We start from the raw sequence: 26,302 nt of genomic DNA, 5'->3' as shown, positions 1-26,302 counted from the left end.
CGTCGGTCACGTTTCGGTGGCGTTACTCAGACTGCGGCGAGTAGTTCGGCGCTTCGTCGGTGATGACGACGTCGTGGGCGTGGCCCTCTGCCTGGCCGGCGCTGGAGACTCGAACGAACTCAGCGCGATCTTTGAATTCGGGGACGGTTTCGGCGCCGACGTAGCCCATCCCGGACTGCATGCCTCCGGAGAGTTGGTGAAGTTCGGATTTGAGCGTTCCCTTGTAGGGTGTCGCCGCCTCGACTCCTTCGGGGACGTACTCGTCTTCCTCGTCGGGGTCCTCCTTAAGGTAGCGTTCCGTGTCGCCGGATTTCATCGCGCCGACGGAGCCCATCCCGCGGTACTGCTTGTACTTCTTGCCGTTCATCGTGACGACGCGGCCTGGTGCCTCGTCCGTGCCCGCGAAGTACGACCCGAGCATGACGGCGTCTGCGCCGGCCGCGATGGCCTTGATCGCGTCGCCGGAGTAGCGAATGCCGCCGTCGGCGATGACGGGCACGTCGTGTTCCGCGGCGACGTCGGCGACCTGCGCGACCGCCGTGATCTGTGGCATGCCGGCACCGGAGACGACGCGCGTCGTGCAAATCGAGCCCGGGCCGATGCCAACCTTGATTCCGTCGGCGAAGTCGACGAGTTCCGCGGCGGCCTCGCGAGTCCCGACGTTGCCGACGACGACGTCCGCGTCGACACTCTCTTTGATCTCCTTCGCCCCGTCGATGACGTTCCGGTTGTGCGCGTGGGCGGTGTCGATAAACAGGACGTCCGCGTCGACGTCGTCGGCGGCCTCGGCTCGATCGAGTTCGAACGGGCTGACCGCGACGCCGACACGCAGCCGGCCATTCTCGTCGCGAACGGCTTCTTTGTACTCACGTCGCTGGAGGATGCCCTGCATCGTGACGAGTCCGACGAGAAGGTTCTCGTCGTCGACGACCGGCACTCGTTCGATCTTGTGTTCGTACATCAGGTCGAACGCGTCGCGGGAGTCGACGTCCTCGTGGGCCGTGATGACCTCGTCGGTCATCGCCTCCGTGACGGGGTCGTCCTCGTTGACTTCCAGGTGCGGGCGGATGTCGGTGCTCGAGATGATGCCGAGGACCTCACCGCGCGTGTTGACCACGGGGGCGCCGCCGACACCCTCCCGGGCCATCAGTTCGTCGACCTCGCGGACGGACATCTCCGGGTTGGCGGTGACGACGTCGTCGAGGGGGATGATCAGCTCGTCGGCGCGCTTGACGCGATCGATCTCCTCGACCATCCGATCGATCGTCATGTTGCGGTGCAAGACGCCGAGGCCACCCTGCCGAGCCATCTCGATGGCAAGTCCGCTCTCCGTGACGGTGTCCATCGCCGCCGAGAGGATCGGGGTCGACACTTCGACGTTGGTCGAAATTTGCGAGGTGAGATCGGCTTGATCGGGTTCGACGCGGCTCTCTTTCGGCCGGAGCAACACGTCGTCGAATGTCAGCGCCTCAGGTACCCGTAGTTTGTCCGTAAAGAACTCGTCCGATGGAAGATCCTTCGCCATGTAAACTGTCCGACTGGCCCACCCAAAAACGTTGCGAGATTCGGTCGTCTCGATTCGGTCGGTGGGGACGTGTGCCGTGAAATCCTCTCTCACGCAACGCTTACTAAAACACGACCCAACTTGATTCACATGAACGCTGTGATGGCTTCAGATTCCGGAAACGCTGGCTGGACGAGTTTCGACTTCGTCGCTGCCGCTTTTCTCCGGATGAAACCACTCACAGCACGGGTACCGATTCGCGGGCGAGACTGGCTCTGCCGCCGGCTCTCGAGGGTCCGTGATCGTGACACCCACCACCCATCGGCCACGGGGTACGGCCATCGTCCCTGACCGATGAGTGCGTCCACGCATCCGATCGCCAGGCGCCTGTCCAGCCTCGGCGAGTCCGATCGCTCGTTACTCGCGCTCGTGATGGGCCTGCCCCTGATCGACGGTATTTTCCCGGCGCTCGTTCTCGCCGGTGCACTGGAGAACCCGCTCGACGCGATCCAGATCGGTCTGTTGATCTTCGGCGGGAGCGCCACGGTTGCCGTCGTCCTCGGCGAGATGGACGGCACGCCGCGCGAACAGGCGCGGACGGTCCTCGTCGTCGGCGTCCCCCTGATCCTGGTCGCGGCGCTCCAGGCGGCCATCGCCCCGTCGATCGCGAGCGTCCTCGATCTGGTGACCTTCGAGCGCTTCGCTGCCCTCGTCATCGCGGCCATCGCTGCAAAGACCGCCAGCGCTCGGATCGGCGAGTACCTGCCGGGCCCAGGCGTGATCATCGCGCTGGGCCTGTTGGCCAGCCTCGATCCCGAAGGTGCGACGTTCGAGATCCTCGCGGATCCGATGCTGGTCGCGAACGCGCTCCTGGCGGCCGGTATCGGCGTCGGCTTCGCCCTCTCACTGGCCGTCTTCGGCCCGGTGCTTCGGCGGTACGTCGACGTGGATCGCTTCCGCTTCGGCTGTGCCCTCGCCCTGGGGATCCTTCCGTTGTCCCTGCTGGGGATGGCCTTCGGGCAGGCACCGCTGGCCGTCCTGGTGGTCGCCGGGCTGTTCGCTCTCGATCCCGACGGCGAGGAAGGGGACGAGGCGACCGCGAAACAGCCGACACAGTCTGCAGCCGATCGTGCACACCGCACTGACGGCGGCGTTCGTCGCTCGCACGACGACGCAGCAGAACCCGGTGAAGAGGATTCCACAGTTGGGGAGTCCGCGATCTACGATCCCTACCCCAGCGACGACGGGACAGACACGGCCGGCCGCGCGCCGTGGATGTAGCCACCTGAATCGAAACCACTTTAGGGCACTTGCACCTACCCAAATTCGAGGGGTCGTGGCCAAGCCAGGCATGGCGACTGACTCCAGAGGCATACCCGCCCGGGACGACACTCCAGCTGATATACTGATCGAGTGGCTGATCACCGCTCGTGTGATGACCCTCTGGAGTTCCGAGGTGGGTCCGGAGATATCAGTCAATCGGGGGTTCAAATCCCTCCGACCCCATACTTCTGCTGCGAACAACGGCGTGAGCAGCACGATCTAGCATTTCAACGGCAACCACGACTTTCCAAAGCGGATCGAGAAGGCGTGAACCTCTATACCGAGTGAGTCGCCACTGTTCATTCAGGGAGATAGAGGAGGCAGCCGTTCCGACAAACGACTCGTTACGTCTTCGATTCGAGGGTGGTGTCGTGACGGGGTGTATCGTCCGGGTGCTCGCCACGGAAGCATCGCAGTTCTATTACGATCGCTGTTTAGGCTGACTGATTCGGCGTCTCTATTCATCACCTCGTGGGAGAAAGATGCGCGTCCGATCGCGTAGAAAATCCCTACACCAGAGCGTCGCTGCGAACCCAGACACGTACCCGTGTCCATCAGGATTATCTCGTACGTACCAGTCGGGATCCGTGGTCGATTCAGCGGCTCAGCCGCCGGTCGAAACCCGTTTTGGCGGGCGCGAGATGCTTTTCGTCCTGTCTCCCGCTCGCCGGGACGAAGTGGGCAAATTCACATACCCCCAGTACCAACGAGCGTGTATGGGCGAATCCGAAAACAGCGACCCGGTCACAGACGAGGCGTCGTCGACCGGCACGCTCGACACCGACGGCGGATCGAGTGACCAGCCGGCTGACTCGACGACCGACGAGGACAGCGTTGCTTCGACAAGCAACGAGGACAGCGTCGCCACGACGAGCGACGAGGGAACGCTCGAATCGACGTCCGTCGAACAGACGGCCTCCGACTCGGACGCCGCGACGACCGACCCCGACTCGACGTTCGCGGGGCGCAACGCCGTTCGCGCGGCTGGCCTGGTCGCCGGTCTCGGCGTCTTCCTCTTCTGGGGCCCGGTGCTGTTCACCGGGGCAGGCCTCACCATGTGGATGCAGTTCGGCCTCGGCCTCACCATCGCCATCGCCGGCTCCGTCACCGCGATGAAACACGGTGAGGGCGCCGCCGCGGCGATCGGGCTTCCGCTCCTGGCTGCCGTCATGGGAATCCTCGTCGTCGCACTGCCACAGCTCACCGACGTCCACTCGGCGACGCTCGAAGTCGTCAACTCCGTCGCCGGGATCGTCGTCATCCTGCTCGCACTCCTGGTTATCTTCGGCTTCCGGAAAGACGCCGCCGAACAGGGCGGTCGCGCGACGCCGAGCCGATAACGACCGACTGGCGACGTATTCTTCGCTCCGACCGACACCAATTTTGTTCAGGAACGGCTGTCCACCGTTTCGACCGATAGGATCGCCACACAGAGAACCCGTTCACCGCACCAGCGCGGCCAGCGCACGTGAACATCCACCTCCAGAAATGCCCGACAGACTACTCGTCTGATTCGGATTCGTCTTCGCGGTGGACGACCACGCGGTCGATGTGGCCGACGTCACCGGTCGTCGTCATCGTGCCGAGCAGGTCGGCCTCGTAGAGCAACGCGCTGACAGACTGGCGCTCGCCGTCCTCGTCGTACTCGGTCCGGTGTTCGATCCAGTATTCGTTCGCTGTGTCGTCGTCCTCGGGGACGGTGAGCGTGATCGACCGTAACGTCCCGGGAAGCAGCGCGTTCTCTAGCGTCAATTCCTTCGTCTCGATCGATAGGGCCGTGCAGGAGACCGGCGATTGGGGGGTTTCGTCGTACCCCTCGTTGTACCGATCGAAGTACAGATCGAGTTCGTCGCCGGTCTCAACGGCTGGAAGCACGGCCACGGGCGGGCCATCCAGCTGCTCGTCAGTCATTACCCGGTCGTTCGGCGGCATCGAACAAAACCGTCACCCTTCCGGTGTGACAGACATGCCGTACTCGGGCCAGGAGCGACGACACGTCACCGCGCTTACTCGAACATGCCCGTCGAAAAGTAGCGCTCGCCGCTGTCCCAGAAGACCGTGACGACGAGCGGGCAGTCCGTCATTTCACCGCCGTCGGTGCGAGCAGCTCGGCCGTCCTCTGGGTCGCCGAACTGGCGATCGAGCGCATCCGGAAGCTCGGGGCAGGGTTGGGCCGGGTTCGCGATCCGGTCGGCGACGGCCCGCGAGACGAGGCTGGTGGCCCCGCTCGATTGGCCGACGAGGATCCCCTCCTCTCGGGCGAGTCGTCGACACTCACCCTCGGCGTCCTCGAGCGCGACGGTTTCGACCGTGTCGATCAGCGACCGATCGAGGTTATCGCTCACGAATCCGGGGCCCATGCCCTGGAACTCATCGTCGCCGGACTCGCCAGTCGAGAGCACCGGGTTTCGCTCCGGTTCGACCGCCACGATCTCGGCGTCCGGGAACCGCTCCCGAACGCGGCGGCCGATGCCGGTGATCGTACCGCCGGTCCCCACGCCGGCGACGAACGCGTCGATCGACCGGTCGCCAATCTGCTCCAGTAATTCGACCCCAGTCGTTCGATAATGGGCATCGGGGTTGGCCTCGTTTTCGAACTGGCCGAGCTGGACGGCGCCCGCGGCGGCGATCTCGTCTGCGCGGTCGCGCGCGTCGGACATGTCCCCTTCGACCAGTTCGATCTCGGCTCCGTAGGCAGCCATCACCTGCCGGCGCTCCGCGGATTTGCCCGCCGGCATCACGATCGTGAGATCGTAGCCACGAACTGCGGAGACGAGTGCGAGTCCGATCCCCGTGTTCCCGCTCGTCGGTTCGACGAGTCGATCCCCTGGCTCGATCTCGCCAGCCTGTTCGGCCGCGTGGATCATCCCCATCGCCGCCCGATCCTTGGCCGACCCTCCCGGATTCGCCGACTCGAGTTTCGCCGCGACCGTCGCTCCCGGCGGGCTATCGAGTGCCACCAGCGGCGATCCGATGGTGTCCAGGATACCGTTTCTCATCGGCGGAAATACGGACGGGAGACGTAAACCACTGCTGGAGGACGGGAATATCGCCGGTGACGACACCAGAACGAACGATCGTACGTTTTCACGGAGCGTCCACCGTGGACGACCTCACAATGCGCGGCAACGAGTTCCGCTAACCGCGGGCGTTAACTCTGCCTGTCCAGTAGTCCCTGGCGTGCAACTCGAAACGCTTCGCCCGAATCCGGCGTGGGACGACGCCTCCTACGAGGACGTCGTCGAGACGATCGAAGCCCACCGAGGCGACCTGACCTACCGCATCTGGGGCGCCGACTGGTGCGGCGATTGCCGATCCACCCTGCCCGACTTCGGCGCAGCCCTCGAGGCCGCGTCTATCCCCGACGACCGCATCGACGTACGACCCGTCGACCAGGACAAAGCCGGGGAAGGGGTCGACGCGTACGGGATCGAGTACATTCCAACGATCGTCGTCGAGACGGACGACGGAACCGAGGTGGGCCGCTTCGTCGAGTCAGAACCCGTTCCCCCAGCGACGTACCTCGCCGACGCGATCGAGGAGTGGGCCGAAACAGTCTGATACTGGCTCAAAACGGAGTACCGTCGCACGGGAAAGTTAGAACGGTGCCCCGTCGGACGGGAAAGTTAGGACGGTGCCTCGTCGCACGTGGAAGTTAGAACGGTGCCCCGTCGGACGTGGACTCCTCTCCGTCGTGCCACGTGAGTGCGGTCGAAAGATCGTGCTCCGGCGGCGAACAGACCCGATCCGCACAGACGTAGACCGTTGGTTCGTCCGCACGCTGTTCCCTGTCGGCCCAGATCGGTGGGACCGTGTCGACCCCGATCACGTCCAGCCAGTCGTCGAGCATCGCCGACGACGCCGGTCGGTGGGCGAGTAGCCGTCGAGGGAGGTACGTCCGCCCGAGAGTGCGTTCCCATTCCATCGGTCGTCCGTCCGCGACGGTCGTCACTTCGAGTGGCCCGTGTGTGACGAGAGACTGTGCCAGCGACAGCGAGACGTATTCGAACGGAGATTCTTCGATCTCGGTCGCGTGGGTCGAGACGACTCGGTGGGCCATCTCGCCGAAAGGTTCGGCTGTGAACGGATCGAGCAACGCCAGTATTTCGACTGCGACGCCGGTCGGTGACGGCGTCGACTGGTCGCCCAGTTCCTGCGGTCTGACGAGCAACGATTCGCCGCGTTCCGGCGTGAAATACAGCGTCTCGGCTGATTCGTCCCAGAAGTCCCGACGAATCGCGCGGGCGAGATCGAGAGCGAACGCGAGGAATTCGACCTCGCCCGTCGCCTCGTAGCACGTCAACGCACCGCGAGCGAGGAACGCGTAGTCTTCGAGATAGCCATCGATTCCCACGTCCCCATCCCGGACGCGCCTGGCGAGCCGGCCGGTGTCGTCGTCCCAGAGGTGCGTGCGGACGAACGCCAGCGCATCGGTCGCGAGTTGCGCGTATCGGTCGTCACCCGACGGTTCGTCCGATGAAGCGACATCCGACGCCGCGTCGATAGCTGCTTCGCGTCCGCTGGTCCCGAGGACGATCGAGGCCTCCGCGAGCATGTCGATCGCCAGCCCGTTCCAGCCGGCGAGTATCTTCTCGTCACGCGGTGGGCGCGGTCGCGTCGCTCTGGCCTCGAAAACGGCCGTCCGGGCGGCGTCGAGTCGGTCCTCGACCGTCGACGGCGCCAACCCGTAGTCGGTTGCCAGGTCCTCGATGGACGCCTCGACGGTCAACACCGTCGACCCCTCGAAGTTTCCCGAGTCAGTGACGCCGAACCGATCACAGAACAGCGCCCCGCTTTCGTCCGACAGTCCAGCCTCGGCTACCGCCGACTCGATTTCGGCTGGTGTCCAGACGTAGAACGCGCCTTCTTCTCGTTCACCCGACTCCGTCTCGCTCTGGGCGTCGAGCGTGCTGTAGAAGCCGCCCTCGGGATGGCGCAGTTCCCGTTCGAGGAAGTCGACAGTCTCGCGAACCGTCCGCGCGTAGCGGTCGTCGCCGGTGACCTGATAGCCGGCGAGAAGCACGCGCGGGATCGCGGCGTTGTCGTACAGCATCTTCTCGAAGTGTGGCACCGTCCAGTCTTCGTCGACGCAGTAGCGATGGAAGCCGCCGCCGACGTGATCGTACAGGCCGCCGGTACACATCGCGTCGAGTGCCCGCGTCGCCGTTTCGTGGGCGGTGGGCCGATCGTGGGTTGCGTCGAGACGGAAGAGCGCCTCGACGCGACGTGGCTGTGGGAACTTGGGTCCGCCACGACCGAACCCACCGTGCTCGTCGTCGCTGGCCCGAAGTGCTGCCTCGCCGACTCGCTCCAGTCCGTCGGGCCCATCGGCGTCGAGTCCAACATCGATCGGGCTGTCTGTATCGGCCGAGATCGGTTCCGGAGTCGACGCCGATTCGCCGCCACCGTCCGCCGAATCGAGGCGGTCTGTCGCCATCGCCGCCCACTCGTTGGCGCGAGCCTCGATCTCGTCACGGTTCTCGCTCCACGAAACACGGATCTGCCTGCAGAGCTCTACGAATCCCGGTGTGCCGCGCTGAGCCTCGCGTGGAAAGTACGTCCCGACGTAGAACGGGCGACCGTCCGGCGTGAGCCAGGCAGAGAGGGGCCACCCACCGCGACCGGTGACCGCCTGGCAGACAGTCATGTAGATGCTGTCGACGTCGGGCCGTTCCTCGCGATCGACCTTGATCGGGACGAATCCCTCGTTCAGCACCGCGGCGACGGTCTCGTCGGCGAAACTCTCTGCTTCCATCACGTGACACCAGTGACACGCCGAATACCCGATCGAGAGGAAGATGGGGCGATCGCGCTCCTGGGCCGCCGAACGCGCTCGCTCGTCCCACGGCTGCCAGTTGACCGGGTTGTCGGCGTGTTGGCGGAGATACGGACTCGCCTCCTCGCCGAGTCGATTACGCGCTAGCGGATCGCTCATATCCTCCCTACACGCAGCGCGTTCAAAAGGAGTGGCCTCGCGGCCAGCACCACCGGACGACGATCGTGTGAAACCGTTTCGCCGGTCACGTTCACGGGCACACGGACATTGGACTCCGGTACGTTTAACAGCCGACTGAGAGAGAATGCGCTATGTCCGTTCGGTCGGAGGCCTGGACGATCTACCGTCAGGCACTCCCGATCCTGCTCGTCTCGCTGCTCGGCGGCCTCTTCGCCGGACTGGTTTTAGAGGAGATGGTGCCGAAAGTCGCTGACTTTCCGGGATTGCTCGTGATGATCCCCGTGTTCCTCGCCACGCGCGGGAACGTCTACGGCGCCCTCGGCGGGCGAATCTCGAGCGGCCTCCACCAGGGGGTGATCGAGCCGCGGTTCGTCCGTGACGATCGACTCGTCAACGCGGTCGTGGCCTCGCTCGTCAACGCGATCGGCGTCTCGATCGTCATCGCGGTCCTCACGTGGCTCGTCCTCCACGGGCTGGGCCGAGAGGTCGCCACACTCTTCGAACTCGTCGCGATCATGCTGATCTCGGGTGTGCTGACCGCCGTCGTCCTCGTCGCCGGGCTGCTGGGAGTCATCTTCGTCGGCTTCGAACGCGGTTACGATCCCGACAATCTCGTCGGGCCGGTCGTGACGACTCTCGGCGACATCTTCGGCATGCTCTTTCTCCTCTTCGCAGTGGTCGCCGTGGAGGTGCTCGTCCCGTGATGGGTTCGGACGGCGGGCTCGATACCTGGTCGACGCGATCGATCGTCCGCACGATGTTCCCGCTGCTCGTCGTCCTCTCGGCGATCGTCCTCTGGGCCGGTCTTACCCTCGAAGAGGCCGAGGAACTCCTCGCAGAGTACGGCCTGCTCGCCGTGATGGTCCCGACGATCATCGGGACTGGCGGCAATCTCGGCGCCATCTTGAGCTCGCGGCTCACGACCCGGTTTCACCTGGGTATGACCGACCTCGACGTGCGCGATCCAGACCTCTGGGCGAACGTCGTCGCGATCGTCGCGCTGGCGCTCACCATCTTCACTCTCCTCGGCGTGGGGGCGTTCCTCGTCGGACTCGTGATCGGGTCGACACTCTCGCTCCCGGTATTACTCGCCATCTCGATCGGCAGCGGCACCGCCATCGCGATACTCGTCGTCGTGTTCAGCTTCGCGGCGACCTACGGCTCGTATCGACTCGGCGTCGATCCCGACGACACGACGATCCCGATCATCACGAGTCTGATCGACGTCTTCGGCGTCGTCATCTTCCTCGCGGTGGCGTCGCTCGTCGTTGGGCTGTGAGAGTGAATTCTGGACGGAACGGTCGACATCAAACGGGCGACTAGGCCTGCGAGAGGGACTGGACCGACTCCTCCGCGTTACGCGTCCCTTTCGCGATGAGGACGTCGCCGGCGCGCAATTGCGCGTCGTCGTCAGCGATCAGCAGCCAGCCGTCGTCCGGGCGGCGGATCGCGATGGCACTCATTCCGGCGTCTGTCGCCAGGCGACCATCGACAATCTCCACACCGACCAGGTCGCTGTCGGGGTCGACCGTGATACGAGTGATGATCTCGTCGGACTCCTGGACGGCCAGCTGGACGACGGGATGGACGTCGAGTTGCCGGAAGATCCCTTCGCTGATGTCGATCGCCGCGTCGCTGATCTCTTCGGTGGCGCTCGCGAGGATCATCAACCCCCGAATCCGAACCGGGTCGTCAGCCTCGCTCGCGGCCTTCAGGGCCCACGCCGAAAAGCGCGACTGTAACGCGTCGACTTCGATCTCGAGATTACGGACCTCTTCTGCCAGATCCTGACTGTCGAAGAGGACGCTGCTGTAGGCCAGGTCGACGGCCAGTTCGCTCAAATCCTTCATGAGCACGATCGTGTCGATCGCTCGTTCGAGGTCGGCGATGGCAGGTGGTTCTGGCTCCGGGAGTTCGTAGGCCTCACCGGTGAGCGTCTCGACGACCGGCCCGAGATCCGTCTCTGTCCCGCGAAGGAACGCCACGTCGCCGGCCTCGATGACCGTCTCCGGACCGGGGTCCAGGATCCACTCGTCGCCTCGCCGAAGCGTGATGACACGGACGCCCGTCTCCGATTCGAGATCGATGTCGACCAGTGTTCGCCCCGCGTATGTCGACGTCTCTGTCACGTCGGTGCGTTCGAGCGATTCGATCGCCTCCGGGAGCGTCGTTCGCATCGCGTCCGGTAACCCGGCGTCTTCGACGAGGATCTTCGCGATGTCACCGGCCGCGTCGCTGATCTGGTCGGTCGCAGCGACGATCCCGAGCACCGGGGCGAGCCGTTCGGCGTCGTCCGGGTTTCGAGCGGCCATCAGGAGGCTCATCCGGGCGCGCAGTTCGAGGAGGTCCATCCGCTCTTCTAAGCGTAGGACCTCCCGGGCGAGATCGTGGTGCTGGTGGAGGATGGCGGAAAACGAGAGGTCGATCAACAGTTCCGCGGTATCCTTCATCTCGACGAGGACGTCCTTCACGCTGACCGGTTCGTACTCGATCGAACCGGGCGAGATCTCGCCCTCGAACGGGTCCATAGCCTAAGTGAACACTCGCGGGCTGAAAAACGTTCCTCACACGGACTGGAACGACCGCGACGACGCCGTGATAGCCCGCAATACTACGCTTTCGAGCCGATACGTTCGTACTCGAGAAACGTGACCGATTCGCGTTCGTCTCTCGCGACCTCGCGCCAGACGGAAGGGTCGATTTCCGGGAAGAAGGCGTCGCCCTCCGGCGCCCGACCGACCTCGGTGACGACGAGCCGGTCGACGGCCGGGAGCAACTGCTCGTAGACGGACGCACCGCCGGCGACGTAGGTGCGACCCGATCCGTCGTGGCGTTCGCGATCGGCCCGTTCGGCCGCGCGAACGGCTGCGTCGATCCCGTCGACCACCAGCACGTTCTCGGGCGTCTCGAACGCGCGTGAGGTGAGGACGATCGAGGTGCGATCGGGCAACGGCTCGCCGAGTCCCGCGACGATGCTCTCGTAGGTGACTCGACCCATGATAACCGGGTGCCCGGTCGTCTCTCGTTTGAAGTGCGCCAGATCCTCGGGGATGTGCCAGGGCATCTCCCCGTCGACACCGATGACGCCGTTTTCGGCGACGGCGACGATCGCGACGAGTTCGAGGGCCGTCTCGATCGCCGTTTCGGCGGGATCGGATCTATCGGCGTCCCCGAACCCGTTGTCGACCTCGCCAGCGTCGGTTCCAGGCATGCTCACTCCGCCACGCCGAAGGTCAGTCCGTCGTGGCTCTCGTAGTCGCGGAGTTCGACATCGTCCGCGGTGATGTCGTCGATCGACACGTCGGCCACCGAGAGCGTCGGTCGCGAGAGTGGTTCCCGGGCACACTGTTCGAGCAATCCGGGAACGTGATCCATGTTCTCCGCACCGGCAGCTTCTGGCGGTGCGGTCGCCTCGATCCAGTCACGAACGTCTCGGTACGCCGCTCGATCGTCGACGTCGGCCAGTCGATCCTGCAAGGCGTCCAGGTTGTCCGCGTACCACTCGCCGCGCTCGCCCGTCCCGCAGTAGACGTGTGCGTCGACGATGGTGTGACCAAACGTGCCGGGTTCGAAGCCGGTCTGGTTGGCGATCACTTTCGTGAGCAGGGAGTAGGCGGCGACGTTGAACGGAACGCCGAGCGCGACGTCGCCCGAGCGCTGGGTCAGGTGGCAGTTGAGTCGGTCGCCCTGTACGTTGAAGACGAACGTGTAGTGACACGGCGGAAGCGTCGAGACGGCCGCGTTCGCCGGATGCCAGGCGTTGACGACGAGTCGACGCGAGTTCGGGCTGTCCGAGAGCGTGTCGATCACGTACTGCAACTGGTCGAACGTGGTCCGCCCGTCGGCCTCCTCGGTCACCCAGCGCTGTGCGTCGTCGGGCCAGGACTCGCCGTCTAGTTGCGCCGACTCTTCCGGAACCGGAAAGCGCCGCCAGAAGCGACCGTACGCGGTGTCCAGCCGCCCCTCGTCGTCGGCCCAGGCGTCCCAGATCCTGGTCTCCTCACGGAGCGTCCGGATGTGCTCCTCGCCGGAGAGGTACCAGCAGACCTCGTGGATCATCGAGTTCCAGCGGTAGCCATCCATCTGCTTGGTCGTCAGGAGTGGATACCCCTCCTGTAAGTCGACCTCGTAGTGGCGACTGAAGCGTGAGATCGTGTCGACGCCCGTCCGGTTGGGCTTGTACGTCCCAGAGGCGAGGACGTCGTCGACCAGATCCAGATACTGTTGCATTGTGCGGTACTCTGCGTGGGAGAGCATAAAGTCCGATGATACGTCCTTTCGGGCCCTGTAACCCTGGAAAAGAGCAGGGAGAACCTATCAAGCACTATTTTGGCTCGGCGAGAATATCGAAGGTTAGCTGGCCACGCCCGGGAGGAACGTGCCATCGTTCCAACTACACGGCAAACTGGGCGCTCCCATTGTTCACTTTCGCCCCGGTCTCGGAACCCTCTTGAGACGGGCCCACCTTCCCCCGTGCGATGGATGCCGCCGTCGAGTCGACCGTGCTCGCCATTCCCGCAGAGATGGCCGCGACGCGCGAGTCAACCGCCCTGACCGACGTTCGAGCGCACGTCGAGCCCGACCTCGTCTTGCTCCCCGGCCCCGACCGACGCCCACAGGCCGTCGCTCGCGCACGACAGGTGTTCGAGGGACCGGTCATCCACCCGCCACTTGGCCGCGTGGACGGCGCCGTACAGAACCATGCCGTCGGCGAAACCTCGATCGTCCCGGTCCAGAGGGCCACCGCACTGTCGAAAGCTGCCTCGACGGTGGCCGAGGTCCACGCCGATGCGCCCAACAGACCCGTGATTCTCGTCTGCGACGACGTCGGTGTCTCGGTCGATCAAACGACGCTCGAGGCATCGCTCGATCACGCCGACGCGCTCGCGGACGTCGTTCCCGCCGGTCGGTCCCGCGTGACGATCCTGACCGGTCGCTTGCCCGCCGAATACGATCGATGCTGGGTCCTCGACCGCGAAGACGCCACGGTCCGCGACGTTCGCGAACCGGCTGCGAACCGACTGGACGAGCGGTCGGAACGCGAGGGGGCGGCGACCGTCTCGCTGCGTCTCCGCGGTGTCGGGTCGATCGACGACTACGGCGATAGCGGGACCGTCGTTACGATGCGTCTCGGGCACGATGCCTCCCAAGAATATGCTGACGATGACGCAACCGACGGAACCGGGGTCGCCGACCACTGGCCGATCCGTTCCGTCGACTCGATCGGAAGCGACGCGTTCGGTATCCGTGCGGTCGACGGCGTCGGTCCGAAGACGGCGCAGGGGCTGGCCGACCGCGACGTTCGAAGCAGGGCCGACCTCCTCGAGACTCCGGTCTCCGAACTGGCAGCCCTCCCGGGAATCGGCGCCAGTGCTGCCGATCGCATGCGACAGCACGCCCGCGTCATAGAAACCGGTGAACCCCGTCGTGTGACGGAAGAAGCGCTCCCGGGAAGCGGAGACGCTGACCCGCCGCTGTGTCTCGACATCGAGACGGACGGCCTCTCGCCGTCGATCATCTGGCAGATCGGCGTCTACGATCCTGCAACAGATAATTATCGCGCGTTCGTCGAACGACGCGATCCCTCGGACCCGGGAGCCGTCGTGGAAACGTTCGTCGAGTGGCTGGTTGGGTCGCAGTCGGATCGAACCCTGCTCACGTGGAACGGGTGGCGGTTCGATTACAAACACCTCGGGGCCTTCGTCGAGCGATACGTCCCGGCGTATCGGGATCCCTGGGAATCGATCGGGAAACGTGATCTGTACCGCTGGGCGGTCACCGACGGAAACGCCGTGCTTCCCGGGCGAACGAACAAACTGACGGCCGTCGCCGAGGCTCTGGGGTACGAGCGCGCAGGGACCGGCCTCGACGGGGCGACGACGGCAGCCGCCTACTCGCGGTTCGTCCGCACGGGCGAACCCCTCGACTGGGATCGCCACGAACGCTACTGCGAGGACGACTGCCGCGCGCTGTGGGCAATCTACGACGCACTGATGGACGCCCCTATGGCAGCACACGATTGCGATCGAACACCAGCCGGCCAGACCGGCCTGGGTGATTTTGCCTGATGACCCGAAACGAGTGGACGTCCGAGACGGACGAATCGACCGACTGCGACGGCATCCCGATCACGGGCGAGGGCGTCATCGAGACGTATCCCGGTACGCCAGGCGACGCGACCGTCGTCGACGTACCTGCACGCGAAGCGACGACGATCCGTGCGGGCGACGTTTTACAACCGGCGCTCGCCGGCCCGCTCGATCACGACCTCTATGCTCACCAGGCCGACGCACTCGAGGCACTCGCCCGCGACGAGAACGTCTGCGTCACCACGAGTACCGCCTCGGGGAAGACACTGGTATACGGCCTGCAGATCGCCAGACACTACCAGGCTGGCGACTCGGGACCTGACGCGAGCAGGGAGAAACACAGTCAGCGAGGGTCGACCGCACTCGTCGTCTACCCGACGAAGGCCCTCTCCCGTGACCAGGAACGGGAGCTGAACGACCTCTACGAGGCGCTCGGGCTCGACGTCACCGTCCGGGTCTACGACGGCGACACCGAGCACGGAGAGACTCGCCGCGAGATTCGCGAGACGGCCGACGTGATCGTCACCAACTTCGCGGGCGTGAACACCTACCTCCACGACCACGATCGCTGGGCCAGTTTCTACGGCGCGTGCGATCTCGTGGTGATCGACGAGTCCCACACGTACACCGGCGTCCACGGCATGCATGTCGCCTGGACGATTCGCCGCCTCAAACGAGTGCTCACCTACTACGGCGTCGACCCGGGATTCGTCCTGACGAGCGCGACGATCGGCAATCCGGCTGCCCACTCCGAGGCCCTGATCGACGAACCCGTCACCGTCGTCGACGAGGACGGTTCACCCCGAGGCCCGCGCGAACTGGTTCTCTGGAACCCGCCGCGCGCGTCGACAGCCGACGAGGAGGATGGTGATGCATTCCATCCCGACCCGGACGAAACCGATGACCCCGATGGAGCACGCGCCGATCGCCTCCCGGCCTCCGTCGAGGCACCGCGGCTCTTCAGCCACCTCACCTACCACGGGGCCCAGACGCTCCTGTTTACCCCCTCGCGAAAGCTCGCCGAGCTCTCGATCGAGCGCGCCGAGCGCGGCCGAGAGCGATGGTCGGGTTACTACGCGGAACCAGAACGTGCCAGCGATCTCCGTTCCTATCACGCCGGGCACGCGCGCAACTCTCGACACGCGACGGAACAGGGCTTGAAGAGGGGATCGCTCGACGGCGTCGCCTCGACGAACGCGCTGGAACTCGGGCTCAACATCGGCGCGATGGACGCGACCGTCCAGCTGGGCTACCCCGGTCAACGCCAGGCATTCTGGCAGCAGATCGGCCGAGCGGGCCGTGGGACCGAGCGCGCACTCTCGGTGCTCGTCGCCGACCACCGGACCCTGGACCAGTACGTCGTCTCCAATCCATCCTACCTCACCGAGTCCGACGTGGAGGACGCCGTCGTCGATACGGAGAACGACGCGGTCTTCGCGACGCACGTTCGCTGTGCGGCGGACGAACTCGCGCTCGACGAGACCGACGCCGAGAACTTCGCCGACCGCGAGCGACTCGAATCCGCCGTGGAACTCTGGCGGCGAGCGGGTCACCTCTCCGGGCAACTGGAGACCGGCGTCTCCTACACCGGCCCGCCACGACCGCAATCCTCGGTGTCGATGTACGCCACCGCGGGTCAGGAGTACGAGGTTCGTCTCGCAGACGGCGTCGACGCCCGCCACGACCCAGAGATGGAGCCGCTCGCTCGCGAACGTGTCTTCCGTGATTTCCACGAAGGGGCCGTCCGTCTCCACGAGGGCCACCAGTACGAGGTCACGGACGTCGTCCACGAGGGACCGAAGCCCCACGTCGTGATCCAGCCGGTCGACGTAGACTACTACACGCGGACGAACCGCGAGGTGACCGTCCTCGACGCCGAATCCGAACGGTCGCGGGAGATCGGCGACTTCGTCCTGCACCACGGCACCGGAACCGTCCTCTCGTACTACGGCTCCTTCGACCAGGTGCGAATCGAGGGCGGCCAGAAGCGTCGCCAGAACGTCCCGACCGGGCTCCCGGCGCTCCCGATGGAAACACAACTGTGCTGGCTCGAGGTCCCAGCCGATGTCGAAGCCCGACTGGTCGACCGCTACAGCGACTTCGCGGTGCCCGAACTCGACGGCGAATTCGGCGAGGGCGTCCACGTCGGCTACGCCGGGGGACTGCACGCCGCCGAACACGCCACCATCGGCGTCGCACCGCTCGAACTGATGGTCGACAAACGAGATCTCGGCGGGCTCGCGACGCTCTCGCTCGACGCGCATCAGGCGGCGTCGACGGCCGATCCTGCGGAATCAGACGACGCCGTCGGAGAGACGACCCGGGCGCCGGAGTCGATCGCGGCGGCCGAGGCGACGATTCGCTCACGCGCCGACGACCTCGATCGCCCGCCAGCAAGCGGCTGGTTCATCTACGACGGCGTCGAGGGCGGGCTCGGGTTTTCGCGGGCGATATACGACGAGTTCGAGGCGATCGCCGAACGAGCACGGGCGCTGATCGCCGGCTGTGACTGCGGCCGGATCGACGGCTGTCCGGCATGCATCATGGACGACCAATGTGGCAACGACAACCGACCGCTCCACGGGGAGGCAGCGATCGACGTCCTCGACGCACTGCTCGACCAGGAATCGACGACAGTGGGGTCGGCCGACGACGTCGCAGACGAACGCGGGCGGCGGCCAACCCTGTTTTACTCTTGAGGGATTCCGCCTCGGCAATCGACGCCGCGGGCATCCGCCGACGATCGAAATTTCAGTGATCGAAACGGTAACGTTTACACGGCGGCCGCTCCCGTGGTCAAATATGCGCGACATCGTACTCCTCATCGGCGGTGGTGGCCGTGAACACGCCATCGCCCGCAGTCTGGCCGACAGCGAGGTCGACCTGTACGCCTGTGCGGGAAATCGTAATCCGGGAATCGCCGCCCTGGCGACGGACTTCGTGACGCTCGATACCAGCGACACCGACGCCGTCGTCGCCTATGCGGAGGAGATCGAGGCGACGATCGCCGTCGTCGGGCCCGAGGGCCCGCTCGCCGAGGGAATCGTCGACGAGCTGGAGGCAGCTGGCGTCTACGCGTTCGGCCCCCGCGAAGCCGACGCCCGGATCGAGACGGACAAGGCCTTCCAGCGTCGGTTCATGGCCGAACACGACATCCCCGGCTGCCCCGACTTCGAGACGTTCGACGACTCGGAAGCCGCCTGCGAGTACATCGACGAGTACGACGGCGACCTCGCGATCAAGCCGGCCGGGCTCACGGGTGGCAAGGGCGTAAAGGTCATCGGCGATCAGGTCACCGCCGAGGAGGGAAAGGACTACATCCGCGAGTCCGACTACGACCGGATTGTCCTCGAAGAGCGCCTCGTCGGCGAGGAGTTTACGGTGCAGGCGTTCGTCGCCAACGGTTCCGTGCGAACGGCACCCGCCGTGCAAGATCACAAGCGCGCCTACGAGGGCGACGAGGGACCAAACACCGGCGGTATGGGCAGCTACTCGGCGCCCGGCGTGGCTCTCCCGTTCATGCGCGAGGGCGACTACGACCGCGCCGTCGAGATCGTCGAGGCGACGGTCGAGGCCCTCGACGACTACAAGGGCATCCTCTACGGCCAGTTCATGCTCACCGCCGACGGACCGAAGGTCGTCGAGTTCAACGCTCGCTTCGGCGACCCGGAGGCGATGAACACGCTTCCCGTCCTCGAAACCGACTTCCTCGACGTACTGACCGCTGCCAGAAACGGCGATTCCCTCCCCGAGCTTACCTTCGACGAGCGAGCGACGGTCTGTAAGTACGCCGTGCCAGAAGGCTACCCCACCGACCCCGAAGCCGGTGCGCGCGTAAAACTCGACGAAGAGAGCGTGGCGCGGGCGACCCGCGCCACGGAAAACTCGAGCGGCGAGCAGCCGCGAGAGAGTGCCGGCGACGCCCTGCTATACTACGCAAGCGTCGACGAGCGCGACGACGGCATCTACACGACGACCTCCAGATCGTTCGCCGTCGTCGGCCGTGCCGACTCGATCGCCCACGCCGAGACCATCGCCGAGGACGCCCTTACCGTCGCCGGCGAGGACGGGCTGCATATCCGCCACGACATCGGGACCGAGGAGCTGGTGCAGCGGCGGATCGACCACATGACCGAACTCCGCGACGAGTAAGCCGACGCGCGAGACCAACGCGGATCAAACTCGACACGCTAGGCCAGCGCGAATCAAGCTCGTCACGCGAGACCAACGCAGATCGACCTCGCCGGTTTTCGACAGTGGTGAAACGCTGAAGCGGTCACCGTCGAATACGTTCTTGTACCCGCGAATCTAACACGGGGACAGTGCCTTCCGACGATCCCTCACGTCACGACCGGATCGATCGACACCCGACACCGGGCCCCGGAAACTCCCTGTCCGGCTGGCCCGGCGAACGCAACCCACTCCGTGTCGCCATCTCCTACGCCGTCGTCTGGCTCGTCCGGCTTTCACCGAGTCTGAAACTGAAACGCTGGCTCCTCCGTCGACTCGGCGTAACCGTCGGGGAGCGCGTCTCCTGGGGACTGGAGGCGACGCCAGACGTCTTCTGGCCGGAACTCATCACCCTCGAAGACGACGCACTCGTCGGGTACGACGCCACGATCCTCTGTCACGAGTTTCTCCAGGACGAGTATCGGACCGGAGAGGTCGTCGTCGGTGAACAGGCGATGATCGGGGCAGGGGCGATCATCCTGCCGGGCGTGGAAATCGGTCCCGGGGCGAGCGTCGCGGCGAACTCGCTCGTCACCAGAGACGTTCCGGCAGGAGCCGTCGTCGCCGGTGTGCCCGCCCGCCCGATGTCGAGCGGGGACGTCCACGGCGGCGAGACCACACAGGACACCGAGCACGTTCGTGACGACGGGGACGACACAGCGAATTCGGACGACTGATCGGACAGCACGGTACCACCCGGCAAGCGATCCGGGTGAGAAAAGAAATGACCGGTTCTACAGCGACGACCAGCGCTTTCGGGCCGCGTTCCAGCCGATGAGGTCGGCGATCCAGCGGGCGGCGATCAGTTTCTTCAGATTGCGTGCCGGGAAGCCGCCGAAGGTGGAGACCGGCAGTCCGACGCCGAACGCGGGTTTGACCTCGTGAGCGACGGCGTGGTCACCGATCGAAACGACGGTCCCCTTGTCTTCGTGCTCCCACGTTTCGAGCGGCCGGCCCTCGATCGCTCGGGCGACGTTTCGGCCGACGACTTCTGCCGCTTGCCAGGCCGCCTGGGCGGTCGGCGGCGCGGGCTGATCTCCCTGGTCGACGATAGCCGAGTCGCCGATCGCGAAGACGTTCTCGTCCGAGGTCTGGAAGTTCGACTCGACCTCGACCCGGTTGTGCTGGTTGTCGAGGGCCGTCTCGTCGAGTGCGTCCTGGCCGGTGATGCCACCGGTCCAGATCAACACGTCGTACTCGAGCGGGTCGCCCTCGTCGAAGCTGATTGCATCCTCGGTCGCTTCGGTAATCGGGTCGTCGGTGTGGATCGTCACGCCCGCGTCCTCGAGTCGCTCACGAAGCGCACCCTGGATCGACGGATCGTGACCCGGGAAGATCTCCTCCATCGCTTCGACGAGGTGGATCTCGATCGGAGCCCGACGATCGTCTCTGAACTCGGCGAGTTCGCCCGCGGTCTGAATGCCCGACAACCCGGCACCGCCGACGACGATCTGGGCGGGTTCGCTCCGGGTGGCCTCCTCACTAGCCGCGTCGACGGCCTCGTGGATCGAGAGCGCGTCGTCGAGACTCTTCAGCGTGAGCGAGTGCTCGTCGAGGCCGGGAATGCCGTAGTAAGCCGTCTGGCTTCCCAGTGCGACGACGAGATAATCGTAGGAGACCGACTCGGCGTCCTCGAGTTCGACGGTCTGATCGTCCGTATCGACGGCGACCACGGTGTCGGTGACGAACGTCGTGGACCGGTCGGCGATGTCGCGGGTCGGAATCGTGATGTCAGCCTGCACTGCCGGATCACGAATCACGCGGTGAACCTCGTGGAGCACGAGGTGATAGTCTGTGTCGGAAATCCAGGTCAGGTCGGCGTCCGAGCCGAGTGACGATTGCAGTGACTTGACCGCACCGGCTCCGGCGTATCCGGACCCGAGTACGACGACGTCGGTACTCATACTGTGAACTCGGGATAGCTCCAATACAAAGCTGTTGAAAGCCACAGCTCCGTGTGTGCGGATCACTCACGTACCCCAGGACTACCGAGTGGGTAGCTTCTGCGCCCAAATATCCCAAACGACGCGTTAGATAGTCCGCTTTCCGAAGGCACTGGCGACGATCTCCGTCGCAACCGAGGCGGTCTCGTTCGACTCGTCTAAGATCGGGTTCACTTCGACGACGTCCATCGATCGCAACGAGTCGTGTGCCTCGGCGTGTTCGGCGACAACCTCGAGCGCCGAGTGGGCCTCGCGGTACGTGACGCCGCCACGGACCGGTGTCCCGACCCCAGGTGCGGCCGACGGGTCGAGCCAGTCGAGGTCGAGGCTGACGTGCAGGCCGTCGGTCCCTTCGGTCGCGGCGGCAAGCGCGTCTTCGACGACCGCCGTGATTCCTCGTTCGTCGATGTCCGCCATAGTGAAAGCCGTCATCTCGCTGTCGCGAATCGCCTCGCGTTCTTTCTCGTCGACGCTCCGAAGGCCGACGTACGCGACCGACTCTTCCCGGACGTTTGGTGCGTTCGCCCAGTCCCAGTCGGCGAACTCGTCGTAGCCGAGGGCGGCTGCGAGCGGCATCCCGTGGACGTTTCCACTTGGCGAGGTCGACGGTGTATTCAGGTCGGCGTGGGCGTCGAACCAGACCACGCCCAGGTCGGCGTCCCGCGACGCGCCGTGCATCGTCCCGATCGAAATCGAGTGATCGCCGCCGAGAACGAGCGGAAACTCCCCTTCTGCAAGTGTTTCCTCGATGCGATCGCCGAGGTGCTCGCAGGCACGTTGGACCTCGTCGATGAATTTTGCGTTCTCGTGATCCAGCGTTCCAGCATCCGGATCCCGTTCTTCCGCGCGGGGGACGAAGAGGTCGCCGTCGTCTCGCGCTTCGATCCCTGCAGCCGCCAGCGTCTCAGCCAGTCCCGCGTACCTGATCGCCGACGGCCCCATATCCACACCGCGCCGATTCGCCCCGTAATCGACTGGGGCACCGATAATGCGTACGGTTCGACTCATGCATTCGTCTCCGTGGCGTGACCTTAAATTGCTGCTGAATGGCTGGCCGTTCGAACGGCCGGCGACGATCGATGGCCGATGGACCGGGCGACGACAGGTTTAGGGTCCGATGGCTCGACGGTTCACCCGAATGATGCTGAGCGACGTCATGGAAGATTACCTCAAGGTGATCTACCAGCTAGAACGGGGTCGCGACGATCGAATCCGGACCTCCGAGATCGCTGACGAGCTGGACGTGACGTCGCCGACCGTGACGAGTATGTTAGAGACCCTCGCCGATCGCGGCCTGCTCGATCGCGAGAAGTACAACGGCGTCACGCTCACCGAGGAGGGCGAGACCGTCGCGATCGAGGTGATCAGGCACCACCGACTGCTGGAAGCCTATCTGGCGGAACACCTAGATTACGACTGGGCGGAAGTCCACGACGAAGCGGACCGACTCGAACACCACATCAGCGAGAACTTCGAGGCGCGCCTCGCCGCCGCCCTCGACGATCCCGACGTGGACCCACACGGCTCACCGATCCCGAACGCTGATCTCGACGCTCCCCGCGTAGGCCCAGGGGAGTCGGTGAGCGCGTTCGAACCGGATGACACCGTCGTCGTCGAAGAAGTCGCCGACGAGGACCCCGACGTCCTGTCCTATCTGGCCGACCGTGGGGTCGAACCAGGCGTCGAACTCGAGATTATCGAACGCGCCCCGTTCGGGATGATCACGGCCCAGGCTGCCGGCGCGGATCGAACTATTTCGCTGCCAGAAGATGTCGCCGCACACGTGCGCGTCCGACGTCCCGTCGACGCGGAACACTGAGTCAGACAGACAGTGCGGCCGAACCCGATCACGAAACGAGACGAAACTGTCAGAGTGACAGCGGGCCGCGCCAATCGCGGTCTGCGATCACCTTCGCCGGTTTATTTCTCCGAGCGAGGGAGATTGTAGTGTCGAGATCGAAAGTAGTTCGCCGCCCAACCGGGCTCCCGTGACGATACCGAGACCCGCGGATTTAAGAAAAACTGCTGCGAACGTCTGGTATGTCGTCCATCGAGCTCACCTCCAGCCAGAAAATGATCTTGCGGGCGCTGACGAACCTCCACGCTGGAGCCGAGGACGCGATCAAAGGCGAGGACATCGCCGAACAGGTCGACCGGAACCCGGGGACGATCCGGAATCAGATGCAGAGCCTGAAAGCCCTCCAGCTCGTCGAAGGTGTGCCCGGTCCCAAGGGCGGGTACAAACCGACGGCGAAAGCCTTCGAGGCCCTCGGCGTACAACAACTCGACGAACCAGCCCCGGTGCCACTCGCCGTCGACGGTGAGCCAGTCGAGGACATCGTCGTCGAAGAGATCGACCTCTCGAGCGTTCACCATCCCGACCTGTGTCGGGCCGAAGTCCACATTCAGGGCTCACTCGACGTCAGTGACGAGGACCGGATACGCGTCGGGCCGACACCGCTCTCGAAACTCGTCGTCGAGGGAACGCTCGACGGAAAAGACGATACCAACAACGTACTGATTCTCCAGATCGAGGAGATGATCGCCCCAGCGGAAGAACCAGCTCACTGAACAGTCCGACTATCGACGCTCACGGACACGGTTTTCGACACTGTCTGCGGTACACCGCTTCCCGTCGATCTTGAAGCGGACACACCCCCTGAAGTGATGCTACGGAGGATGAGAGGATTCGAACCCTCGTTTTCGATTAGCGATCGCAGCAAAACGGATCCGACGGACGCCTCAGTCAGACTCCTCGGTGTCGACGTCGACGGACAGGACGTCGACGCTCGCGACCGCGTCGCCGGCCTCGACGTCCATGACCGTCACACCCATCGTGTTTCGGCTGACCGTCGAGATTTCACTGGCTCGCGTCCGCATGATCTGTCCACGCTCGCTCATGATGACGAGCTGGTCGTCGGGTGCCACCGCCTTCAGCGCGGTGGCTGGCCCGTTTCGCTCCTCGGTCTTGATGTCGATGAGTCCCTTGCCGTACCGTGACTGAGTGCGGTACTCGGAGAGTAGCGTCCGCTTGCCGTAGCCGTTCTCCGTGACGGTGAGCAGGGCCCGCTCGTCGGCTTCGGTCGTGGCGACCAGCCCAGCCACCGCGTCGTCTCCTTCGAGTTTGATCCCGTTGACCCCACGGGCGTTGCGCCCCATCGCACGGGCCTCGGTCTCGTCGAAGCGGATCGTCATTCCCTGCTCCGTGCCGATGACGAGGTCGTTCGTGCCGTCGGTGACCTCGACGTCGACCAGTTCGTCGCCATCTTCTAGCGAGGCGGCGATGATGCCGGTAGTGAGGATGTTGTCGAACTCGTCACCACGGGTCCGCTTGACGTAGCCGTGGCGAGTGACCATGGTGACGAACTCGTCGTCGCCGAACGCGTCGGTGTCGACGATGGCGGTGAGTTCCTCCCCGGGATCGAGATCGAGGATGTTGACGGCGGATTTACCGCGTGCCGTCCGCCCCATCTCCGGGATCTCGTAGGCTTTGAGCTGGTAGACCTGGCCCTGATTGGTGAAACAGAGCAGGTAGTCGTGCGTGTTCGCCTGGAAGACGGTCGTCACCCGATCGTCTTCCTTGACGTCACAGCCGATGATACCTTTGCCTCCACGGCCCTGCGGGTCGAAGTTCGAGACGGGCATGCGCTTGACGTAATCGTCTTCGGTCATGACGATGAGAACCTCTTCTTCCGGAATGAGGTCCTCGTGTGTGACGGTACCGACGTCTTCGATGATCGACGTGCGTCGGTCGTCGTCGTACTCGTCTTTGATCGCCCGGAGTTCGTCTTTGATGACGCCGAGGAGTTTCGACTCGTTTTCGAGAATGGAAGTCAGATACTCGATTTCGTCCTGTACATCCTCGTACTCGGCTTCGAGTTCGGCCGCCTCCATGTTGGTGAGGCTCCCGAGTTGCATCCGGACGATGTGGGCTGCCTGCGCCTCGGAGAAGCCGAACTCGTTCTCGAGGCCGGTACGGGCCTCGTCCCGATCCTCGGAGTTACGGATGAGGTCGACGACGTCGTCGATGATGTCGAGCGCCTTCAACCGTCCCTCGAGGATGTGGGCACGGTCTTCGGCCTCGGCGAGGTCGTGTTCGGAGCGGCGGCGGACGACTTCGCGTCGGTGGGAGATGTACTCCTCCAGCGTCTCCTTCAGCGTCAGCACCTGTGGCTGGCCGTCGACCAGTGCGAGGTTGATGACGCCGAAGGTCCGCTCCAGGTGGTTCTCGAGCAGACGGTTCTTGACGATCTCGGTGTTCGCGCCGCGTTTGAGTTCGACGACGATGCGGACGCCGTTGCGGTCGGACTCGTCTCGCAGGTCGGAGATCCCCTCGATTTCGCCCTCGTTGACGTCCTCGGCGATACGCTCGACTAGCTTCGCCTTGTTCTGCTGGTAGGGAATCTCGGTGATGACGATGCGATCACGGTCTGGCTTCCACTCTTCGACCTCGAACTCGGCCCGGACGCGAATGCGTCCGCGGCCGGTCTTGTACGCCGAGTAGATGGCGTCGCGACCGACGATGTTGGCACCCGTCGGGAAGTCGGGGCCCTTGACGTGCTCCATCAGGTCCTCGACGGTGGCCTCGGGGTTCTCGATGAGTTCGACCGTCGCGTCGATCACCTCGCCCAGGTTGTGCGGCGGGATGTTCGTCGACATGCCGACCGCGATCCCGGACGACCCGTTGACGAGCAGATTGGGAAACGCCGACGGAAGGACCGTCGGTTCCTGCAGGCGATCGTCGTAGTTGGGCTGAAAGTCGATGGTGTCCTTCTCGATGTCGGTCAGCAACTCCTCCGCGAGGGGCGCCATCCGGGCCTCAGTGTACCGGGCCGCTGCAGCCGGATCGCCGTCCATCGACCCGAAGTTCCCCTGGCCGTCGACCAGCGGGTAGCGCATCGAGAAATCCTGAGCCATCCGCACCAGCGCGTCGTAGATCGGGCTGTCGCCGTGGGGGTGGTAGTCACCCATCGTCTCGCCCACGACGGACGAGGACTTGCGGTGACTCGACCCGCTGGTGACGCCCATCTCGTGCATCGCATAGAGGATGCGCCGGTGGACGGGCTTCAACCCGTCACGGACGTCCGGCAGGGCGCGTCCCGCGATGACGCTCATCGCGTAGTCGATGTAACTTTGCTCCATCTCGTCTTCGATCCGAACCGTCTCGACGGTCCGCGCCTCGACGTCACTCGGATCGGGGGCTTCAGAACTCATGTCTCAGTTACCAGGGTTACAGTAGCGATTGGCCTAGCGTCTG

At 64.7% G+C, this 26,302-nt stretch carries 21 protein-coding genes and 1 tRNA gene; 12 read left to right on the top strand and 10 right to left on the bottom strand.

What is annotated here, in order from left to right:
• Positions 1–22: 22 nt before the first annotated feature.
• Entirely contained in the window at positions 23–1,525 is a 1,503-nt protein-coding gene (gene guaB, locus HALRU_RS07120) for an IMP dehydrogenase (RefSeq protein ID WP_015300722.1), read from the bottom strand.
• A 333-nt stretch (positions 1,526–1,858) separates the two neighbouring features.
• Here guaB and HALRU_RS07115 point away from each other — a divergent pair, with 333 nt between their 5' ends.
• The 3 genes from HALRU_RS07115 (at position 1,859) to HALRU_RS07105 (ending at position 4,167) form a co-directional block, all read left to right on the top strand.
• Complete coding sequence (locus tag HALRU_RS07115; protein WP_015300721.1) at positions 1,859–2,785, top strand: DUF5794 domain-containing protein; 927 nt, start codon at positions 1,859–1,861, stop codon at positions 2,783–2,785.
• Positions 2,786–2,834: 49 nt separating this feature from the next.
• A tRNA-Trp gene (locus HALRU_RS07110) sits at positions 2,835–3,010 on the top strand.
• A 533-nt stretch (positions 3,011–3,543) separates the two neighbouring features.
• Complete coding sequence (locus HALRU_RS07105) at positions 3,544–4,167, top strand: hypothetical protein (protein ID WP_015300720.1); 624 nt, start codon at positions 3,544–3,546, stop codon at positions 4,165–4,167.
• A gap of 160 nt (positions 4,168–4,327) precedes the next feature.
• Here HALRU_RS07105 and HALRU_RS07100 read toward each other — a convergent pair whose 3' ends face one another.
• A complete protein-coding gene (locus HALRU_RS07100; RefSeq protein WP_015300719.1) occupies positions 4,328–4,738 on the bottom strand; it encodes a hypothetical protein in 411 nt (136 codons plus the stop codon).
• A gap of 95 nt (positions 4,739–4,833) precedes the next feature.
• A complete protein-coding gene (locus HALRU_RS07095) occupies positions 4,834–5,826 on the bottom strand; it encodes a PLP-dependent cysteine synthase family protein (RefSeq protein WP_015300718.1) in 993 nt (330 codons plus the stop codon).
• Positions 5,827–6,007: 181 nt separating this feature from the next.
• Between HALRU_RS07095 and HALRU_RS07090 the strand changes: the two genes are divergently transcribed.
• Positions 6,008–6,388 (top strand): TlpA family protein disulfide reductase, encoded by a 381-nt coding sequence (locus HALRU_RS07090; RefSeq protein ID WP_015300717.1) that lies wholly within the window; start codon positions 6,008–6,010, stop codon positions 6,386–6,388.
• A gap of 94 nt (positions 6,389–6,482) precedes the next feature.
• Here HALRU_RS07090 and HALRU_RS07085 read toward each other — a convergent pair whose 3' ends face one another.
• Positions 6,483–8,762, bottom strand: coding sequence for a thioredoxin domain-containing protein (locus HALRU_RS07085; protein ID WP_015300716.1), 2,280 nt, complete (start codon positions 8,760–8,762; stop codon positions 6,483–6,485).
• A gap of 152 nt (positions 8,763–8,914) precedes the next feature.
• Here HALRU_RS07085 and HALRU_RS07080 point away from each other — a divergent pair, with 152 nt between their 5' ends.
• Both HALRU_RS07080 and HALRU_RS07075 read left to right on the top strand, forming a co-directional pair.
• Entirely contained in the window at positions 8,915–9,487 is a 573-nt protein-coding gene (locus HALRU_RS07080) for a magnesium transporter (RefSeq protein ID WP_015300715.1), read from the top strand.
• The gene (locus HALRU_RS07075) at positions 9,487–10,062 is read left to right on the top strand and encodes a magnesium transporter (RefSeq protein ID WP_015300714.1); all 576 of its coding nucleotides are present in this window, start codon (positions 9,487–9,489) and stop codon (positions 10,060–10,062) included. The genes HALRU_RS07080 and HALRU_RS07075 overlap by 1 nt, the downstream gene beginning before the upstream one ends.
• Positions 10,063–10,102: 40 nt before the next feature.
• Here HALRU_RS07075 and HALRU_RS07070 read toward each other — a convergent pair whose 3' ends face one another.
• The 3 genes from HALRU_RS07070 to thyA all read right to left on the bottom strand — a co-directional run bounded on the left by HALRU_RS07070 (position 10,103) and on the right by thyA (position 13,013).
• Positions 10,103–11,311 (bottom strand): potassium channel family protein, encoded by a 1,209-nt coding sequence (locus HALRU_RS07070; protein WP_015300713.1) that lies wholly within the window; start codon positions 11,309–11,311, stop codon positions 10,103–10,105.
• A gap of 83 nt (positions 11,312–11,394) precedes the next feature.
• Positions 11,395–11,994, bottom strand: coding sequence for a dihydrofolate reductase (locus HALRU_RS07065; protein WP_015300712.1), 600 nt, complete (start codon positions 11,992–11,994; stop codon positions 11,395–11,397).
• A 2-nt stretch (positions 11,995–11,996) separates the two neighbouring features.
• Complete coding sequence (gene thyA / locus HALRU_RS07060; protein ID WP_148680463.1) at positions 11,997–13,013, bottom strand: thymidylate synthase; 1,017 nt, start codon at positions 13,011–13,013, stop codon at positions 11,997–11,999.
• A gap of 248 nt (positions 13,014–13,261) precedes the next feature.
• Here thyA and HALRU_RS07055 point away from each other — a divergent pair, with 248 nt between their 5' ends.
• From HALRU_RS07055 to HALRU_RS07040, 4 genes are all read left to right on the top strand, one after another.
• Complete coding sequence (locus tag HALRU_RS07055; protein WP_015300710.1) at positions 13,262–14,851, top strand: ribonuclease H-like domain-containing protein; 1,590 nt, start codon at positions 13,262–13,264, stop codon at positions 14,849–14,851.
• A complete protein-coding gene (locus HALRU_RS07050; RefSeq protein WP_015300709.1) occupies positions 14,851–17,571 on the top strand; it encodes a DEAD/DEAH box helicase in 2,721 nt (906 codons plus the stop codon). Before HALRU_RS07055 ends, HALRU_RS07050 begins: the two co-directional genes overlap by 1 nt.
• 103 nt (positions 17,572–17,674) lie before the next feature.
• Complete coding sequence (purD, locus tag HALRU_RS07045) at positions 17,675–19,024, top strand: phosphoribosylamine--glycine ligase (RefSeq protein WP_015300708.1); 1,350 nt, start codon at positions 17,675–17,677, stop codon at positions 19,022–19,024.
• Positions 19,025–19,194: 170 nt separating this feature from the next.
• Entirely contained in the window at positions 19,195–19,779 is a 585-nt protein-coding gene (locus HALRU_RS07040) for an acyltransferase (protein ID WP_015300707.1), read from the top strand.
• A 57-nt stretch (positions 19,780–19,836) separates the two neighbouring features.
• On the opposite strand, the gene HALRU_RS07035 is transcribed toward HALRU_RS07040, so the two are convergent.
• Positions 19,837–21,006 (bottom strand): NAD(P)/FAD-dependent oxidoreductase, encoded by a 1,170-nt coding sequence (locus tag HALRU_RS07035; RefSeq protein ID WP_015300706.1) that lies wholly within the window; start codon positions 21,004–21,006, stop codon positions 19,837–19,839.
• A gap of 126 nt (positions 21,007–21,132) precedes the next feature.
• Positions 21,133–22,053, bottom strand: a complete 921-nt coding sequence (gene rocF, locus HALRU_RS07030; protein WP_015300705.1) for an arginase — start codon at positions 22,051–22,053, stop codon at positions 21,133–21,135.
• Positions 22,054–22,183: 130 nt separating this feature from the next.
• Here rocF and HALRU_RS07025 point away from each other — a divergent pair, with 130 nt between their 5' ends.
• Both HALRU_RS07025 and HALRU_RS07020 read left to right on the top strand, forming a co-directional pair.
• Positions 22,184–22,864, top strand: a complete 681-nt coding sequence (locus tag HALRU_RS07025; RefSeq protein WP_015300704.1) for a metal-dependent transcriptional regulator — start codon at positions 22,184–22,186, stop codon at positions 22,862–22,864.
• A gap of 221 nt (positions 22,865–23,085) precedes the next feature.
• Entirely contained in the window at positions 23,086–23,616 is a 531-nt protein-coding gene (locus HALRU_RS07020) for an Rrf2 family transcriptional regulator (RefSeq protein ID WP_015300703.1), read from the top strand.
• A 171-nt stretch (positions 23,617–23,787) separates the two neighbouring features.
• On the opposite strand, the gene gyrA is transcribed toward HALRU_RS07020, so the two are convergent.
• The gene (gyrA, locus tag HALRU_RS07015; RefSeq protein WP_015300702.1) at positions 23,788–26,259 is read right to left on the bottom strand and encodes a DNA gyrase subunit A; all 2,472 of its coding nucleotides are present in this window, start codon (positions 26,257–26,259) and stop codon (positions 23,788–23,790) included.
• Between the last annotated feature and the right edge of the window lie 43 nt (positions 26,260–26,302).

Origin of the sequence: Halovivax ruber XH-70 (genome assembly GCF_000328525.1) — an archaeon.
GTDB classification, from domain to species: domain Archaea; phylum Halobacteriota; class Halobacteria; order Halobacteriales; family Natrialbaceae; genus Halovivax; species Halovivax ruber.
This window is presented reverse-complemented; position numbering and strand designations above follow the sequence as displayed.